Raw genomic sequence first — 14907 nt, 5'->3', positions numbered from 1 at the left:
CGCTCAGGTAAGAGTCAAGCGGCCTTTGTCTTGTCGGCCAAGTAAGTAGTGAGACGGGCGAAGCAGGACTGCCAGCCCTCGACGTGGTTGTCGCGCTCCGCCACGGTCTCGAAGATCTCTTGGTGGAACGTCATCTCCGTTTTGCCGTCCCGATCGGCGAGGACGACGGTGACGAGGGTGTCGTGTCCCCGCGCGCCTTCCTCTTCCCAGGCGAAACTGAAGACGAGCCGTTCTGGCGGGACGATCTCGTGATAGACCCCCGAGGCCCACAGTTCGGTCTCGCCGTCACTCATGCACGTGCGCCACCGGCCGCCTTCGGTGAGGTTGACCGTGCAGGACGTGGTGCTGAATCCGGCCGGGCCCCACCACTTCGCGAGATGGTCCGGGTCGGTCCACACCTGGAAGGCGAGTTCGCGCGGTGCGTCGAGGAGACGCGTGATCGTCAGGTTGGCCATCGTTCGAGTCTCTTCCGCGCCCCGTGGTTGACCCAAGGCTGTATTTAACCAATGGGTTGATCAACGTACTGGTTGGACTGTAGCGCGTCGGTCCGCCCTGTCAAGTCGCCGCGGGTGGGTGGACTCGGTTCGTATTGTCGGAGGATGAACCTGCGCTCAGCACTGTGGCTGCCGATCTTCGACGAGCTGGCCGACCCTGTGATCATCGCGCGTCTCGCCGCCGAGGCCGAAGAAGCGGGCTGGCACGGCCTGTTCGTCTGGGACCACGTCCGCTGGGACGAGCCGGTGCGTGAGATCGCGGATCCGTGGATCACCCTCGCCGCCGTCGCTTCCGCCACCGAGAACCTCGTCTTCGGCCCGATGGTCACGCCGCTGGCCCGCCGTCGTCCGGTCAAACTCGCCCGCGAGACGGCCACTCTGGACAGGCTGAGTGGCGGAAGGCTGATCCTCGGCGCCGGCCTCGGCAGCGACCGGTTCGGCGGGGAGTTCTCCAGGGCCGGCGACGAACAGGACGACCGCAAACGCGGCGAGATGCTGGACGAATCGCTCGAGATCCTCACCGCGGCCTGGTCCGGCGAACCGGTGCGGCATCACGGAACGCACTACACCGTCGACGACATCACCTTCCTGCCCCGGCCAGTGCGCCCGATACCGGTGTGGTTGGCGGGTTTCCCCGGAAAGCGGAAGCCGATGCGCAGGGCCGCGCGGTACGACGGGTTCTTCCCGGTGAACCTGCCGCACGCGGACGAGTTCGCCGAGGCGGTCGAGACGATCACCGCGATGCGCGAGGGCGCCGAGGGGCGGTACGACTTCGCGATCGGCGTTCCGGCGGGCACGGATCTCGCGCCGTACGAGAAGGCGGGCGCGACCTGGTGGATGGCCGAATTCCCGTGGGACGACCTGTCCGTCGACGCGGTGCGTGGCGTACTGAGGAGCGGTCCGGCCTGACCGTGCCGGGTGGTCGTGAGTGGCAAGTGACGTTCTAACGACACTCGCCACTCACGACCGGCGGCACGGTGACGTCTTTAACAACCCTTTACTTTGGGCGGCGTCATGGCCGATACTGGCGGCGAGGGGAGTACTTCCCAAGCGTCTGCCCGGTCAGTACGGACACTCCGCCGGTGTCCCCGGGAGGCCGCCCGCGATGGGTGAAGGAGACCTCGAACTTGATGTTCGAGGAGGCTCTGATGCCCGGATCCGTGGGCTCCGTCTGGCTGTGGTCGATCAGTATCGTGGTCCTGCTGGCCCTGCTCGTCGCCGATTTCGTCGTCACCCGGCGCCCGCACGAGGTGTCGATGCGGGAGGCCGCCGGCTGGTCCGTGTTCTACCTGGCGCTCCCCGTGTTCTTCGGGCTCTGGCTGTGGCTCGACTTCGGCAGTGGCCCGGCGGTCGAGTTCATGACGGGCTTCGTGGTGGAGAAGTCGCTGTCGGTGGACAACCTGTTCGTCTTCATGTTGCTGCTCGCCGCCTTCGCCGTCCCGCCCGCCGTACAGCAGCGTGTGCTGCTCTACGGCATCGTCGGCGCGCTCGTGCTCCGAGGCGTCTTCATCGCCGCCGGCGCCGCGATGCTGGCGGCGGGCACCTGGGCGTTCCTCGTCTTCGGCGTGATCCTGTTCGCCTCGGCGGTCAAGATCCTGCGCGAGGCGATGTCCGACGGGAGTACCGAACGGGATCTCTCCCAGCTGCGGTCGGTCCGGTTGCTGCGCAAGCTGATGCCGGTCACCGACGAGTATCGCGGTGCCCGCCTCACGGTGCGGGTGGACGGCCGCCGTGCCCTCACCCCCTTGGCCGTGGTGGTGGTCGCGGTCTTCGCCACCGACGTGGTCTTCGCCGTCGACTCGGTGCCCGCGGTCTACGGCATCACCGAGGACCCGTACCTCGTGTTCGCCACCAACGCCTTCGCCCTGCTCGGCCTGCGCGCCCTCTACTTCGTCCTGCGTTCGGCGCTGGCCAAGCTCGTCCACCTCAACCACGGTCTCGCGCTCATTCTCGCCTTCATCGGGGTGAAACTGGTGCTGCACTGGGCACACGGCATCTGGCCGGGCGTGCCGGAGGTGCCCACCCCGATCTCGCTGGCCGTGATCATCCTCGTGCTCGCCACCGTCACGTTCACGAGCATGCACGCGCGTCGTCGCGAGGCGGCCACGGCCGCGCGGGAGTGACCGATGGTCACCGAACTGGTCGTCGGCGGTCAGGGGAAGCGCAGTACGGTGATCCCGGCCAGCACGAAGAACACGAGCACCACCAGCGTCCCGCCGTGCCCGCCGGACGAGCTGGTCACGACCTGTTCGACGGCGCCGGTCAGCCGCACGCCGCAGTCCGCGACGACGGTGTGCCTGCCCGCCTCGATCCGGGTGAACTCGACGGCCGTGGTGAAGGCTCCGGTGTCGTCGGCGTAGGCGCTGCCGACCCGTTCGCCGTCCGACGTCAGGGTGACGGCCTTACCGGGTACGCACCCCTTGCCGGTCGCGGAGAGCCGGTCGCCGGGCTGGACGCTCGGCCGGTCGAGGACCAGATCGTTCGGCCCGGCCGGGGTGCTGCCCGGTGCGGGGACGTCCGTCGACGGCGGGGGAGTGTCCGTTGTGGACGGTGGCGTGGTGGTGGGCGGAGTCGTCGTGGTGACCGGGGTGGTGGGCGTGGTGGTCGTCCCCGGTCTGGTCGGGGTGGTCACCGGGACAGTCGGCTTCGTCGTCGGTGGCACCTTCGTCGTCGGGGGCGGCGTGGTCACAGTCCCGGTCACGCGGAAGGTCGCGCTCCCGGTCAGCGGCCCGCCGGTCCGCGCGTTCGTGCAGGAGCCCGCCACCGGGTAGCTCCCCGGCGTCGCGTTGCCCGGCACCGTCGCGGCGACCTGTCCACTGGGGACCTGGGGTGAGGCGTTCGCCGACGCGAGAGGCGCTCCCGACCATGTGAAAGAAACCGGGCCTTTGCACGGGTAGAAATTCCAGGAAATGGTAAAAGAACTCCCGGCGGCACCGCTCGAAGGTTTCAAACCAACCGTGGACTGATAGGGGGATTGTTGCGCGTTACCCGCTCCCACCAGGGTAAGTAAAAGCAGCAGTCCGGTCACGACGGCGAATATCAGCCGAACCACGATACGCATTGGGACGTCCCTCTCCGGTAAGTGCTCGCTGTAGCATTCCGGACCAGTCGGATTACGCAAACAGGGGATGCGCACAATGGGACGTTTCATCGCGGCAGGGGTTGCGTTGGGTCTGAGCGCGCTCCTCCTGGGCGCGCCACCGGCCGCCGCGGCCGATGGCGGGCTCGAACTGGCGGTGACCCTCGACGACCGGCCGATCACGAACACGACGGTCACGGTCGATCCGGCCAAGCAGATCGAACTCACCGTGACGGCGACCAACAGCGGCGGCACCGCGCTGAAGGTCCGCAGCGTGCGGGTGTCGGGTGTGGCGCTCGCCCTCACCTTCTTCGCCTACGACACCACGGCCCCGTTCGAGGTCCCCGCGCACAGCCGGATCACCAGGACCTTCGTGCTGGACATGGCCGATCTCGACGGCCAGGCGATCGGCCTGCTCCCGACGTCGGTCGAACTGCTCGACGCCCAGCGCGGCACCCTCGGCGAGGCCACCACGGTCGCCGACATCCGCGGGTCCTTCTGGTCCGTCTACGGTGCCTTCGGGCTCGCGATGCTCGTGCTCACCGTGCTGGCGTGGCTGACCGCCCTGCTCGCGCTCGCCCGCCACCGCCTGCCGCCCAACCGGTGGCGCCGCGGCCTGCGCTTCCTGCCCGCCGGATTCGGCACCGGTCTCGTCGCGGTCGTCTCGCTTTCGGTGCTGCGGCTGGTGCCGCCGGAACCGGCGGTCGAGATCCCGGTGGTACTCGGCGCCGCCGTCATCGCGTTCCTGCTCGGCTACCTGACGCCGCATCCGGCACCGGGGCCCGCCGACGACGAGACGGTCCGCTTTCCCGACGCCACCAAGGAATTCAACCGATGAGCGCACCCGCCGAGGTGGTCGCCGCACTGCCGCAGTACGAGATCGGGGCCGCGATCGGACAGGGCGGGATGGGGGTCGTCTTCGCCGGCGTCCACCGTTCGCTGCGCCGCGACGTCGCGATAAAGCAGCTGCCGTGGGACGTGCTGAACCACGCCGTCAGCAGCGAACTCTTCGATCGTGAAGCGCGGGTGCTGGCCAGTCTCGACCATCCGCACATCGTCCCCGTCTACGACTACGTGCGCACCGGCCGCGAGCATCTGATGGTGATGGAACGCCTCGACGGCGGCACCGTGCACAGCCGTTTCCAGAGCGGGGGAGTCACCGCCGAGCAAGCCTGCGCGATCGGCCTGGCGATGCTCGCCGGATTGCACGCGGCGCACGAAGCCGGGGTGCTGCACCTCGACGTCAAGCCCAAGAACCTGCTCTTCACCACACAAGGCGTGATGAAGGTGGCCGACTTCGGCATCGCGAAGGTGATCAGCGAAGGCGCCACGCTCGTCACCCATGGCGGCGAAGTCCTCGGCACACCCGCCTACATCGCACCCGAGCAGGCGATGGGCAACGCGCTGAGCCCCGCCGCCGACGTCTACTCGGCGGGCACGGTGCTCTACGAACTGCTGTCCGGGAAACTGCCGTTCGACAACACCCGGGGCGCGATCAGCATGATGCGCCAGCACATGTTCACCGACCCGCGTCCGATCGACGGTGTGCCCGCCCCGATCGCCGGGGTCGTCATGCGCAGCGTCGCGCGCGAACTCGACTCCCGCTACCGCGACGCGGAGACGTTCGCGGCGGACCTCGCTTCGGCCGCCACCGCCGTTTACGGACCGGGGTGGCTGGAGCGCTCCCGGGTACCGGTACGCCATCTCACCCCGCGGGTCATCTCCGCGCTCAGCACGCCGGTCGCGGCGCCGGTTCCGGCCGGGGACGGCCCGACGCGACCGGTGCGCCGGAGCGCCCCGGATCCGACGCTTTCGGCGACCCGCGCGGCGTTCGAGCCCGAGTCCCGGCCCACCGGGAAACCGGGCTCGGTGCTGTGGTTCAGGCTCGCGGCGGCAGCGGCCGCGATCGTGCTCGTGGTGCTCGCGCTGCTCAACCCGGAACGGCTGCCGCACGAGGCCCGGCTCATGGCGCTCGACGGTGTGCTGCTCACGGCGCCGGTGGAGGTGGACCTCAGCAAGTCGTTCACGGTGACCGGTCCCGGCCTCCCGCGGCAGATGAGGCTCGACCTGACGGCCGCGGGGATACCGCTGGGTTCGGCGACGGCGACACCGAAGGCCGACAACGGTAACTATCGAGCGGATCTCCAGTTTCCCGCCCTCACCCGCTGGATCGTCGGCGGCGCGGTGACCGCCACGGTGACGACCGACGGCGTGCCCCAGACGTTCACGCTGCTCACCCGGCAGCATCCGCTCGCGAGCGCGCTCGGGGCGGGAAGCCTGATCCTCGCCCTGTTCGCCTTGGCGTATCTGGAATCCGGGTTGCGGACGATCCGGAACGGCCACCGCTGGCGCGGCGCGCTCGTCGCCGGTCCCGTCCTCGGCCTGCTGTTCGGCGCGACGGCGTGGCTGTGTGTTTCGGTGCTGCGGGTGCACGAACCCGCACTGCTTTCCGGCGTCGGCAGCGCGATCGCGGGTGCGGTGGCGGCGGGTTTCATCGTCGCGGCCGCCCGCGCGCGACGTCCGCGAACCCGCTGATCCGCCAGGGGCGGCCCGGTTCCGAGGGCCGCCCCCGCGAGGAGGATCAGGACTTGCGATGCTTGCCCTGGTCGTCCGTGACCTCGAACTGCTCCTTGCGGACCTTGCCGGAGATCGTCTGGTCCTCGGTGACGGTCTCGGTCTTGAGCCTCGCCCGTTCGACCGCGACGGTTTCCTTGTTCACCACCGGTTTCTCGGCGTGCAGTACGACTTCCTGCTCGTCCTCGCCGATCTCGGCCCGTTCACCGCCCGCCTTCGTGATCGGTTCCCGTTCGATACGCACCTCTTCGTGGCTGACCGGCACGGTGACCTGCTGCTCCTCGGTGACGACGTACTTGCGCAGCCGGACATGGCCGGTCTCGACCTGTTCGGTGCCGACGTTCAGCCGCTCCTCGGAGCGGGTCATGGTGCGCTCGGCGTCCCGGTCCCTCTTGCCGTCGCCCGCGTCCATCCCGGGCTTGCCGCGGCCGGTGCCACCCATGGCGCCCTGGCCCGCGCCGGCGGGGTTCGTTCCGGGACGGCCCCGGCCCTGGGCCCGGTCGTCCATCCGGCCGTCCGGCGACGTCCTCGGCATCGGGAGCCCGTAATGCTTGTACAGCCGCGCGCTCTCCTCCATGGACAGGTGGCCGTCGGCCTCGATGCGGGGCGCGTCGGAGACGGCCTCCTTGTCGACGCGGACGTGCACGCCGTCCTTGTCGGCGTGGGCGCCCGAGAGCGGGACGAAACTCTCCTTGGTGCCGAACAGACCCGTCTTGACGGTGATCCATTCCGGCTGGTGCGTCGCATCGGCGAGGTAGACGTTGCCGACCTTCCCGAGCTTGGTGCCCGTCGGGTCGACCACGGCACTGTCGATGAGTTCCTGCGGCTGCATGGTGTTCGCCATCGATCCTGCTCCTCCCGAACGATGTTGCTGCTGAGAAGCCCACCGTCGGCCGGGTCGATGATCATGGCAACCGTTGTGGTGCACCTGTGGGTGACCCCGGAAAGTGCGGGTTTGAAGGCGAGCGTGCTGGTTAGGCCCGTCGTGTCGTCGCAGGTGGAAGCGGGTGCCCGCCGGGTGACCGGCGGCCGAAGGGATGGCGCGAACGTGTGGACCTCAAGTCCGCGCCCTCGGAAAACCGGATGCGCGGGCGCGGGGGCTTGTCCTACTCTCCCGAGCGTGATGCAGCAACTGCTGTTCCTCTGAGGAACGACGCCTCCACCGGTACCGCGAGCCGCGGTACCGGAGTTCGTTCTTCCTGCTCATCACTTTCACCGGAGGCAGTTCCTTCATGTCATCCCCTCTTTCTTCCGCGCCGCTGCGCGCCGCGCACGTCCGCCTGTCCGATGTCCACCTCTCGTTCGGGGGACGGCCCGTGCTCTCCGGGGTCGACCTCGTCGCCGCCGCGGGCGAGCGGGTCGCCATCGTCGGCGAGAACGGCCGTGGCAAGACCACGCTGCTCCGGGTACTCGCCGGTGAGCTGGCCGCGGACCGCGGCGAGGTGCACCGCGCGGGTTCGGTCGGCGTCGCCGACCAGCAGATCCCGCTCGGCGCCACCGACACCGTCGGCGCACTGATCGACCTCGAACTGGCCTCCGTCCGCGGTGCCCTGGCCCGTCTGGAGGCCGCGACCGAAGCGCTCGGCGACGGCCGTCCCGGCGCGGAGGACCTTTTCGCCGACGCGCTCGCGGAGGCCGAGGCCCTCGACGCGTGGGACGCCGACCGGCGGGTCGAGGTGTCCTTGGCCGCTCTGAACGCCGTCGACGACCGTGACCGTCCACTCGGGACACTTTCGGTCGGGCAGCGCCACCGGGTGCGGCTGGCCTGCCTGCTCGGGGCCGGGCATTCCGTGCTGCTGCTCGACGAGCCGACCAACCACCTCGACGCCGACGGGCTCGAGCACCTCACCGAGCGGCTGCGCGCGTACCCGGGGGTGGTCGTCCTGGTCAGCCACGACCGGGCGTTGCTCGCGGACGTGGCCACCACGGTGCTGGACCTCGATCCGTCGAGCGACGGCAAGCCGCGGGTCTACGGAGGTGGCTACGCGGCGTACGTCGACGCTCGCCGGGCCGAACGTGCTCGCTGGGAGGCCTCGCACGCCGAGCAGATCGCCGAGCGGCAACGGCTCGCCGACGACCTTTCCGCGGCCCGGAACCGGTTGCGCGACAACTGGCGGCCACCCAAGGGAACCGGCAGGCATGTCCGCGCCACTCGCGCGCCGGGCCTGGTCCGCGCGGTCCACCGGCGGCAGGAGGACCTGGCCGGGCATGTGGTGGCGGTCCCGCCGCCGCCCGCCCGGTTCGCCATGCCCGAGCTGCCGGAGCGTCGCGGCTCGACCCTGGTGCGGGCCGCCGGGGTCACGGTGGCCGGGAGGCTCACCCGGCCGGTCGATCTGGTGCTGGACGGCGGCGACCGGCTCGTGGTCACCGGCCCCAACGGCACGGGCAAGTCGACGCTCTTGACCGTGCTGGCCGGGGAGCTGGAGCCGACCACGGGCACGGTCGTCCGGTCCCGATCGGCGCGGATCGGGCGGCTGGGGCAGGAGTCCGACCTGCCTGGCGAGCGTACGGCGACGGAGCTGTACGACCAGCAGCTCGCCAGGGCGGAGACCCGGGGGCCCGGGCTGGGCGAGCTGGGTCTGCTCGCCGGGTACGACCGTCACCGGCCGGTGGCCGAGCTGTCGGTCGGCGCCCGGCGGCGTCTCGACCTGGCACTGGTGCTGGCCCGCCGTCCGCATCTGGTGCTATTGGACGAGCCGACCAACCACCTGTCCGCCACCCTCGTCGACGAGCTGACCGCCGCGCTCGGGACCACCCCGGCCACGGTGGTGATCGCGACGCACGACCGGCAGTTGTCACGGGACACGGAATCCTGGCCGCGGCTCGCGCTCTGAGCCGTCACCCGCGGTGGGCGATGGTGTAGCGCACGCTCTGCGCCAACACCACGCTCCCGTCGGGTTCGCGCAGCGGCTCGAGTTCCGCGAGCACGGCGCGGCGGACGGCGTCCTGGCGGTCTTCCGGCACCAGTTCCCAGAACATCCGCTGGCCCTGCGACCAGGACCAGGTGATCCACTGCCCGGGGTCGGCGAACTTCACCGGATAGACGCGTTCCACGGACGTGACGCCGGTGAAGCCCGCCGACTCCACGGCCCGGTCGAAGCCGTCGATGGTGGCGAACAGGCTCGCTCTGATGGCCAGGGTCCAGGCCAGTTCCGGCGACACGAACGGTTTGAACACCTCGCGCACGCCGGCCCAGCGGGGATCGTCGTCGCCGAACGTGGTCATCCCCAGCCTGCCGCCCGGCTTGAGCAGACGGTGCCAGGACCGCAGGCCCTCGATCGGCTCCGGCAGGAAGAACACCACGAACGACGCGAGGGCCACATCGAAGGTGGCGTCGTCCAGTGTCGGTTCTTGGGCGTCCATAAGGGAAACCGAGGCGTTGGCCGGCCCGCGGTCTTCGATGTCCTTCGCGGTGCGCTCGATCATCTCGGCGGAAAGGTCGATGCCCAGCACCGATCCGCCCGCGCCGACCCGCTCGGCGGCGGGGAACAGCACCGCGCCGCGCCCGCAGCCGACGTCCAGCACCCGCTCGCCGGGGACGAGCGCGACCCGGTCGAGCAGTTCCCTGGCGAAGGTGCCGAAGAAGTCGACGCCTAGGGCGTCGTAGGTCTCCGCCGTCCGGTCGAACAGCAGCGCCATCGCCTGCCGGGTGTACGCGCTCATCACCGGACGATGGCCCGGCGAAAACGGCGTTGTCAAACGCCGGTCCGGGATTTGTCACGCCGCTTTGCACGGCTGCGGCGCGGTTTCGGCCGGTCGTGAGTGGCGAGTGTCGTTAGAACGACACTTACCGCTCACGACCCCCTGCGTTCGTTGCGGGGCGGTGGTTATGACCGGTGGTGTCATCGGGCGAGTACGCATCACGGGTACCGGGTGGCATGACCAAGGTCGGACCTCGCAAGTAGTCGACTACTTGCGAGGTCTTCACCGTGAGCCAAGATGGGCCCGTGCAAGGGGCCTTTCCAGCCTAGGGTCGCTGGAGTTCGGACGGACTGTGGTCTGGGGTACGGCACGCACGAGCGACGGCCACCCCGCCGAAACCGAGGACGAGCGCGATCGTGAGTGGCGAGTGTCGTTAGAACGACACTTACCACTCACGACCAGAGCCGGGACAGCTGGGTGAGGACGATCAGGGCGCAGACGATCAGATTCTTGATCTTGTGGTCGACCAGGATGGCGACGAATTCGCGGATGGTGGCGCTCGGCCAGAAGTACCAGGCCGTCGGCGCGCCGATGACCTGGCCGTTCACCTTGGCCCGGCGGGCGATGAGGGCGGCGCGGAGGACGTGGAAGTTGTTCGTGACCACCGTGCACCGGTAGTCCGGTTTCCGCTGTTCCATGATCGCGGCGCTGAAGGTGAGGTTCTCGAACGTCGTCGTGGACCGGTCCTCCAGAAGGATCCGCTCGCGCGGTAGCCCGGCCTCGACCAGATAGTCGGCCATGGCGTGCGATTCCGGCAGGTCCTCGTCGGAGCCCTGGCCGCCCGAGGTGACCACCATCGGCTGCCCACCGCGGCGATCTTCGGCGTCCACGACGACCTTGGCCCGCTTGAGCCTGCCCGCGAGCAATGGCGGAACCCGGTACCCGTCCAGCAGGCCCGAACCCAGTACGACGACGAAGTCCACGCCCTTCTCGGTGCGGATACGGCCGTAGACGATCGAGTACAGCAGGAAACAAACGAAGAGGAACGAAACGTAGACGACGATTCCGTTGAGGCTGCCCCGGAGGATGTCGAGGGGTTCCCAGGCCAGTTGCGTGACTGTCGCGTTGAACGCGATCAGCGCGCAGATGCCGATCCCGGTCAGCAGTGACAGCACGTTGGCGGGCCGGCGTCCCTCGCGGCGGAGCATGGTGATCCCGTTGCAGATCAGGAACACCGTCAGCGCAAGCACCGTGGGCACGATCAGCAGGAGTACCCCGAACGCGACCAAGCCCGCCGCCGACGGCGACACCGACGCGAGCAGCGCGATGAGAGTGATACCGATGAACAGGAGCGCGAAAAAGAGGTAGAAGCCGTTGCGCAGCCTGCGCCGGTCGCGAAGGAAGCTCACCAGGAACACCACGCAGCACACGGCCGCGATGGCGAAGAGGATTGCGGCGGCCTTCACGGGTTCTCCAGCCTTCGGACGATGGCGGCGGCACCGAATCGAAGCACAGACCGGCAATGCGGGCGACACCGCCCGTCGGCGTGTCGCTTTTCCTTGCCTGACCGGGTCAACGCGCGCGTTGCACGGGCCGCTCGTCCCACACCGGTTCCGCCGTCTCCCGAACCTTGCCGTCGGTACCGAAGACGAGATATCGGTCGAAGTCCCGCGCGAACCAGCGATCGTGCGTCACCGCCACCGTGGTTCCTTCGTACGCCTCCAGTGCCTGCTGCAGCGCTTCCGCCGAGGCGAGGTCGAGGTTGTCGGTCGGCTCGTCGAGCAACAGGATGGTGGCACCGCCGATTTCCAGCAGCAGGATCTGGAAACGCGCCTGCTGGCCACCGGACAGCTTCTCGAACCGCTGGTCGCCCTGGCCGTCGAGGTCGTAGCGGCGCAGGATGTTCATCGCCGGCCCGCGGCTCCGCGCGTGCTCGGTCCAGAGGATGTCGACGAGCGTTCGCCCGAGTAGTTCGGGGTGGGCATGCGTCTGCGCGAAGTGGCCTGGGACGACCCGGGCGCCGAGCTTCCACAGTCCGTCGTGCGCGACGTCCTCACCGGCCAGCAGCCGCAGGAAGTGGGATTTCCCGGAACCGTTCGAGCCGAGCACCGCGACCCGTTCCCCGTAGAAGATCTCCAGATCGAAGGGTTTCATCAGCCCGCGGAGTTCGAGGCCTTCGCAGGTGACGGCGCGGACGCCGGTCCGGCCGCCACGCAGGCGCATGGTGATCTTCTGCTCGCGCGGGGGAGCGGCGGGCGGGCCCGACTCCTCGAATTTGCGCAGCCGGGTCTGTGCGGCGTGGTAGCGCGAAGCCATTTCGTCGCTGCGCGCGGCGTACTGGCGCATGTCGGCGACGAGTTTCTTGAGCTGGGCGTGCTTTTCGTCCCAGCGACGACGCAGCTCCTCGAAGCGTTCGAAACGCTCAGCGCGTGCTTGGTGGTAGGTGCCGAAGCCGCCGCCGTGCACCCAGACGTCGCCGCCGTCGGGCCCGGGTTCGACGCTGATGATCTTCTTCGCCGCCCGCGCCAGCAGTTCCCGGTCGTGCGAAACGAACAGCACGGTCTTCTTGGTCTCGCGCAGCCGCTCTTCCAGCCACTGTTTCCCGGGGACGTCGAGATAGTTGTCCGGCTCGTCGAGCAGGAGGACGCCGGAGCCGCCGAGGAGCAGCGCCTCCAGGACCAGCCGTTTCTGCTCGCCGCCGGAGAGGGTGCGGACCTCTCGCCAGCGCGCCTTCTCATACGGCAGGTCGAGCGCGGCCGTCGTGCATTTGTCCCACACGACTTCGGCTTCGTAACCGCGAGCGTCGCCCCAGTCCGCGAGAGCCTGGGCGTAGGCCATCTGGGCCGCTTCGTCGTCGCGTTCCATCAACGCGAGTTCGGCCTCGTCGACCGCGCGGGCCGCGGCGCGGAGCGCGTCCGGCGACACCGAGACGAGAAGATCCCGCACGGTCCGTTCGTCGCGCACCGACCCGACGAACTGGGGCATCACGCCGAGCCCGCCGCTGATCGTCACCGAGCCGTCGTCGGGTTCGAGTTCGCCCGAAATCAGCCTCAGCAAGGTGGTCTTGCCCGCCCCATTGGCACCGACGAGCGCGCAGACGGCGCCTTCGCCGACCCGGAACGAGACGTCGCCGAGCAGCAGCCGCCCGTCGGGCAGGTGGTATTCGACGTGCGCGACCTCCACATGCCCCATGGCGACAGCCTGCCGTCACGCTCGGGAATCACGCAACGCAATATCTCCGGTAAGGTCGTCGACGTGGAGCGAACCTACTTCGGTGTGCGGCTCAAGCTGATGCTTGCGCTGTTCCTGCCGGAGTTGTTCGTCGTACTGCCGGTCGTCGGCGGGGTCAACCCGCTGAGCCTGGCCACCGCGCTGACAGCGTCGGTGGCGGTCGCCAACCCGCTGGCGCTGGCCGCCACCATGACCGCGTCCCTCGCCCTCGTGCTGCTCGCGCTCGCCGCGCATTTCCGCCTGGAACCGGCGGCCGCCGCGATGAAGGTGCGCGCCATCACCCTGCGCGAACGCGCGCAGCTGTTCCTGAGCCTGCGCGATCCCGACGCACGCGGCCGCGTCCGGCCCAGGGCTCCGTCACGGGGCATCGTGGCTGCCTGACCTCTCCTTGTCCGAAGGTGAGGCAGTCACTCCTGCCCCTTCACCTTCAAACGACGGAGTGACCTGGTCATGTTCGATGTCTTCCTGTACCCCGTTTCCGCCATTCTCTGGTTCTGGCACAAGGTTTTCGGCGCTGTCTTGAGTCCCGACTCGGGCGTTGCCTGGGTGCTGTCCATCACCTTCCTCGTCTTCACCCTGCGGCTCCTGCTGGTCAAACCCGCCCTCAGCGCCCTGCGGGCAGGCCGCCGCACACAGGCGCTCGCCCCGCAGATGGCGAAAATCAAGGAGAAATACGGCAAGGATCGCCAGCGGATGGCGAAGGAGATCCAAAAACTCCACGCCGACAACGGTTCCAGCCCGCTGGGCGGCTGCCTCCCGGCGCTGATCCAGCTGCCGGTGTTCCTGTCGCTGTACTGGGTGCTGCGTGATTTCACCCCAGGCGCCCAGTCGAACCACGTTTTCGACCACGCCGGGGTCGAGTCCTTCCTGAACGCCGGACTGTTCGGCGCGAAGCTCGGCAACTGGCTTTCGCAACCGGCGGCGGAGCTGGCCGCGTTCGGCACGGATCATGCCCACATGATCGCGGTCGGGGTGCCGTTGATGCTGATCGCCGGCCTGGCGACGTTCTTCTCGATGCGCGCGAGCCTCATCCGGCAGACGGCGACCGCCCCGCAGGCGGCGGGGATCGCGAAGCTGATGATGTACCTGGCGCCGCTCGGGATGCTGGTCTCGGGGTCGTTCTTCCCGGTGCCGATCGGGGTGCTGCTGTACTTCCTGGCCACCAACGTGTGGACGCTGGGGCAGCAGCACTTCCTCACAAAGGTCGTCGACAGGGAAGAGCAGGCGCGGGTGGTCGCGAAACCGAAGGTGGCGGGCCCGCGTCCCGGCCAGAAACCCCAGCGGCGCTAGGCCTGGGCCGGGTTCTTGCGCTGGTTGGCGAGGAAGCGTGCCTTCTTCTGCCGATTCCCGCACGTGTTCATGTCACACCATTTGCGGGTGCGGCTTTGGCTGGTGTCGAAGAAGGCGGCCCGGCAGGTCGGCGAGGCGCACAAGGCCATTTTCCCGTCTCGTTCGCCCGCGATGATGCTGATCGCGTCGGCGGCGATCACGCCGAGAGCGTCTTCCACACAGGACACCCGCCATCGCCGCTGTCCCTCGGGCGTCAGGACGGCTGAGGCCTGGCCTTGGGCGCTGCGGTCGTTGATGACCTGGACGGCGGACGCGGGGAGGGCTTCCTGGAGCGCGGCCGCCGTCGCGGCGGCGTGGATCGCTTCCCTCAGTTCCCGGGCGAGGTCGAGCTGGCCGGTGGTGCAGGAGTCCACGGCGAGGCCGCTCACCGCCAGCCAGTCGACGAGTCGCTGCGGTGTGGGGACGCGCTCCACGGCGTCGCCACACCGCTCCGTCAAGGTCGCGGTGAAGCTGGTCGCGAGCACATTACCGAGGCGGAAGTCGGGGAAACCGGCAGGCATGGAACCACCTTAGCCGGTTGCGGTCCGGCAGGAGGAC

The 14907-nt window shown here is 69.0% G+C and carries 15 protein-coding genes; 8 read left to right on the top strand and 7 right to left on the bottom strand.

Annotated elements, in window-relative coordinates:
* Positions 1 to 14: 14 nt before the first annotated feature.
* Positions 15 to 455 (bottom strand): SRPBCC family protein, encoded by a 441-nt coding sequence (locus SD37_RS23795; protein ID WP_044854829.1) that lies wholly within the window; start codon positions 453 to 455, stop codon positions 15 to 17.
* 144 nt (positions 456 to 599) lie between these two features.
* Between SD37_RS23795 and SD37_RS23790 the strand changes: the two genes are divergently transcribed.
* Together SD37_RS23790 and SD37_RS23785 are read left to right on the top strand one after the other, a co-directional pair.
* On the top strand, positions 600 to 1403 hold the full coding sequence (locus SD37_RS23790) for an LLM class flavin-dependent oxidoreductase (protein ID WP_044854830.1): 804 nt from the start codon (positions 600 to 602) through the stop codon (positions 1401 to 1403).
* Positions 1404 to 1642: 239 nt separating this feature from the next.
* On the top strand, positions 1643 to 2617 hold the full coding sequence (locus SD37_RS23785; protein WP_145926712.1) for a TerC/Alx family metal homeostasis membrane protein: 975 nt from the start codon (positions 1643 to 1645) through the stop codon (positions 2615 to 2617).
* 29 nt (positions 2618 to 2646) lie between these two features.
* On the opposite strand, the gene SD37_RS23780 is transcribed toward SD37_RS23785, so the two are convergent.
* Positions 2647 to 3126 (bottom strand): hypothetical protein, encoded by a 480-nt coding sequence (locus SD37_RS23780; RefSeq protein ID WP_236725100.1) that lies wholly within the window; start codon positions 3124 to 3126, stop codon positions 2647 to 2649.
* On the opposite strand from SD37_RS23780, the gene SD37_RS43880 reads away from it, so the two are divergent.
* The 3 genes from SD37_RS43880 (at position 3119) to SD37_RS23770 (ending at position 6108) form a co-directional block, all read left to right on the top strand.
* On the top strand, positions 3119 to 3265 hold the full coding sequence (locus SD37_RS43880; protein WP_236725099.1) for a hypothetical protein: 147 nt from the start codon (positions 3119 to 3121) through the stop codon (positions 3263 to 3265). The two genes, SD37_RS23780 and SD37_RS43880, sit on opposite strands and share 8 nt — an antisense overlap.
* A gap of 366 nt (positions 3266 to 3631) precedes the next feature.
* Positions 3632 to 4411 carry a hypothetical protein gene (locus SD37_RS23775; RefSeq protein WP_044854831.1) on the top strand — a complete coding sequence of 260 codons (780 nt, stop codon included), beginning with the start codon at positions 3632 to 3634 and terminating at the stop codon, positions 4409 to 4411.
* On the top strand, positions 4408 to 6108 hold the full coding sequence (locus SD37_RS23770) for a serine/threonine-protein kinase (RefSeq protein WP_044854832.1): 1701 nt from the start codon (positions 4408 to 4410) through the stop codon (positions 6106 to 6108). Before SD37_RS23775 ends, SD37_RS23770 begins: the two co-directional genes overlap by 4 nt.
* Positions 6109 to 6154: 46 nt before the next feature.
* Here SD37_RS23770 and SD37_RS23765 read toward each other — a convergent pair whose 3' ends face one another.
* On the bottom strand, positions 6155 to 6991 hold the full coding sequence (locus tag SD37_RS23765; RefSeq protein ID WP_044854833.1) for a DUF2382 domain-containing protein: 837 nt from the start codon (positions 6989 to 6991) through the stop codon (positions 6155 to 6157).
* A gap of 388 nt (positions 6992 to 7379) precedes the next feature.
* On the opposite strand from SD37_RS23765, the gene SD37_RS23760 reads away from it, so the two are divergent.
* Positions 7380 to 8981: an ABC-F family ATP-binding cassette domain-containing protein gene (locus tag SD37_RS23760; protein ID WP_044854834.1), complete on the top strand. Its 1602-nt coding sequence runs from the start codon at positions 7380 to 7382 to the stop codon at positions 8979 to 8981.
* 4 nt (positions 8982 to 8985) lie between these two features.
* Here the strand turns inward: SD37_RS23760 and SD37_RS23755 are convergent, their stop codons facing one another.
* The 3 genes from SD37_RS23755 to SD37_RS23745 all read right to left on the bottom strand — a co-directional run bounded on the left by SD37_RS23755 (position 8986) and on the right by SD37_RS23745 (position 12981).
* Positions 8986 to 9810, bottom strand: coding sequence for a class I SAM-dependent methyltransferase (locus tag SD37_RS23755; RefSeq protein ID WP_044854835.1), 825 nt, complete (start codon positions 9808 to 9810; stop codon positions 8986 to 8988).
* 431 nt (positions 9811 to 10241) lie between these two features.
* Positions 10242 to 11255: a YdcF family protein gene (locus SD37_RS23750; RefSeq protein ID WP_044854836.1), complete on the bottom strand. Its 1014-nt coding sequence runs from the start codon at positions 11253 to 11255 to the stop codon at positions 10242 to 10244.
* Positions 11256 to 11361: 106 nt separating this feature from the next.
* On the bottom strand, positions 11362 to 12981 hold the full coding sequence (locus SD37_RS23745; RefSeq protein WP_044854837.1) for an ABC-F family ATP-binding cassette domain-containing protein: 1620 nt from the start codon (positions 12979 to 12981) through the stop codon (positions 11362 to 11364).
* A gap of 63 nt (positions 12982 to 13044) precedes the next feature.
* Here SD37_RS23745 and SD37_RS23740 point away from each other — a divergent pair, with 63 nt between their 5' ends.
* Positions 13045 to 13401 carry a DUF6412 domain-containing protein gene (locus tag SD37_RS23740; protein WP_037310248.1) on the top strand — a complete coding sequence of 119 codons (357 nt, stop codon included), beginning with the start codon at positions 13045 to 13047 and terminating at the stop codon, positions 13399 to 13401.
* Positions 13402 to 13470: 69 nt separating this feature from the next.
* Positions 13471 to 14310: a membrane protein insertase YidC gene (gene yidC, locus SD37_RS23735; protein ID WP_044854838.1), complete on the top strand. Its 840-nt coding sequence runs from the start codon at positions 13471 to 13473 to the stop codon at positions 14308 to 14310.
* Here yidC and SD37_RS23730 read toward each other — a convergent pair.
* Positions 14307 to 14870 carry a CGNR zinc finger domain-containing protein gene (locus SD37_RS23730; protein ID WP_044854839.1) on the bottom strand — a complete coding sequence of 188 codons (564 nt, stop codon included), beginning with the start codon at positions 14868 to 14870 and terminating at the stop codon, positions 14307 to 14309. The two genes, yidC and SD37_RS23730, sit on opposite strands and share 4 nt — an antisense overlap.
* Positions 14871 to 14907: the final 37 nt, after the last annotated feature.

This window comes from Amycolatopsis orientalis (assembly GCF_000943515.2).
GTDB lineage: Bacteria > Actinomycetota > Actinomycetes > Mycobacteriales > Pseudonocardiaceae > Amycolatopsis > Amycolatopsis orientalis.
Note: the sequence above shows the minus strand (reverse complement) of the source record. Positions and strands in the feature narration are given on the sequence as shown.

What these genes read in the sequence shown, in the direction of transcription:
- SD37_RS23795 (WP_044854829.1), bottom strand. Translation starts at nt 455, where the DNA reads ATGGCCAACCTGACGATCACGCGTCTCCTCGACGCACCGCGCGAACTC.
- SD37_RS23790 (WP_044854830.1), top strand. Translation starts at nt 600, where the DNA reads ATGAACCTGCGCTCAGCACTGTGGCTGCCGATCTTCGACGAGCTGGCC.
- SD37_RS23785 (WP_145926712.1), top strand. Translation starts at nt 1,643, where the DNA reads ATGCCCGGATCCGTGGGCTCCGTCTGGCTGTGGTCGATCAGTATCGTG.
- SD37_RS23775 (WP_044854831.1), top strand. Translation starts at nt 3,632, where the DNA reads ATGGGACGTTTCATCGCGGCAGGGGTTGCGTTGGGTCTGAGCGCGCTC.
- SD37_RS23770 (WP_044854832.1), top strand. Translation starts at nt 4,408, where the DNA reads ATGAGCGCACCCGCCGAGGTGGTCGCCGCACTGCCGCAGTACGAGATC.
- SD37_RS23765 (WP_044854833.1), bottom strand. Translation starts at nt 6,991, where the DNA reads ATGGCGAACACCATGCAGCCGCAGGAACTCATCGACAGTGCCGTGGTC.
- SD37_RS23760 (WP_044854834.1), top strand. Translation starts at nt 7,380, where the DNA reads ATGTCATCCCCTCTTTCTTCCGCGCCGCTGCGCGCCGCGCACGTCCGC.
- SD37_RS23755 (WP_044854835.1), bottom strand. Translation starts at nt 9,810, where the DNA reads ATGAGCGCGTACACCCGGCAGGCGATGGCGCTGCTGTTCGACCGGACG.
- SD37_RS23745 (WP_044854837.1), bottom strand. Translation starts at nt 12,981, where the DNA reads ATGGGGCATGTGGAGGTCGCGCACGTCGAATACCACCTGCCCGACGGG.
- yidC (WP_044854838.1), top strand. Translation starts at nt 13,471, where the DNA reads ATGTTCGATGTCTTCCTGTACCCCGTTTCCGCCATTCTCTGGTTCTGG.
- SD37_RS23730 (WP_044854839.1), bottom strand. Translation starts at nt 14,870, where the DNA reads ATGCCTGCCGGTTTCCCCGACTTCCGCCTCGGTAATGTGCTCGCGACC.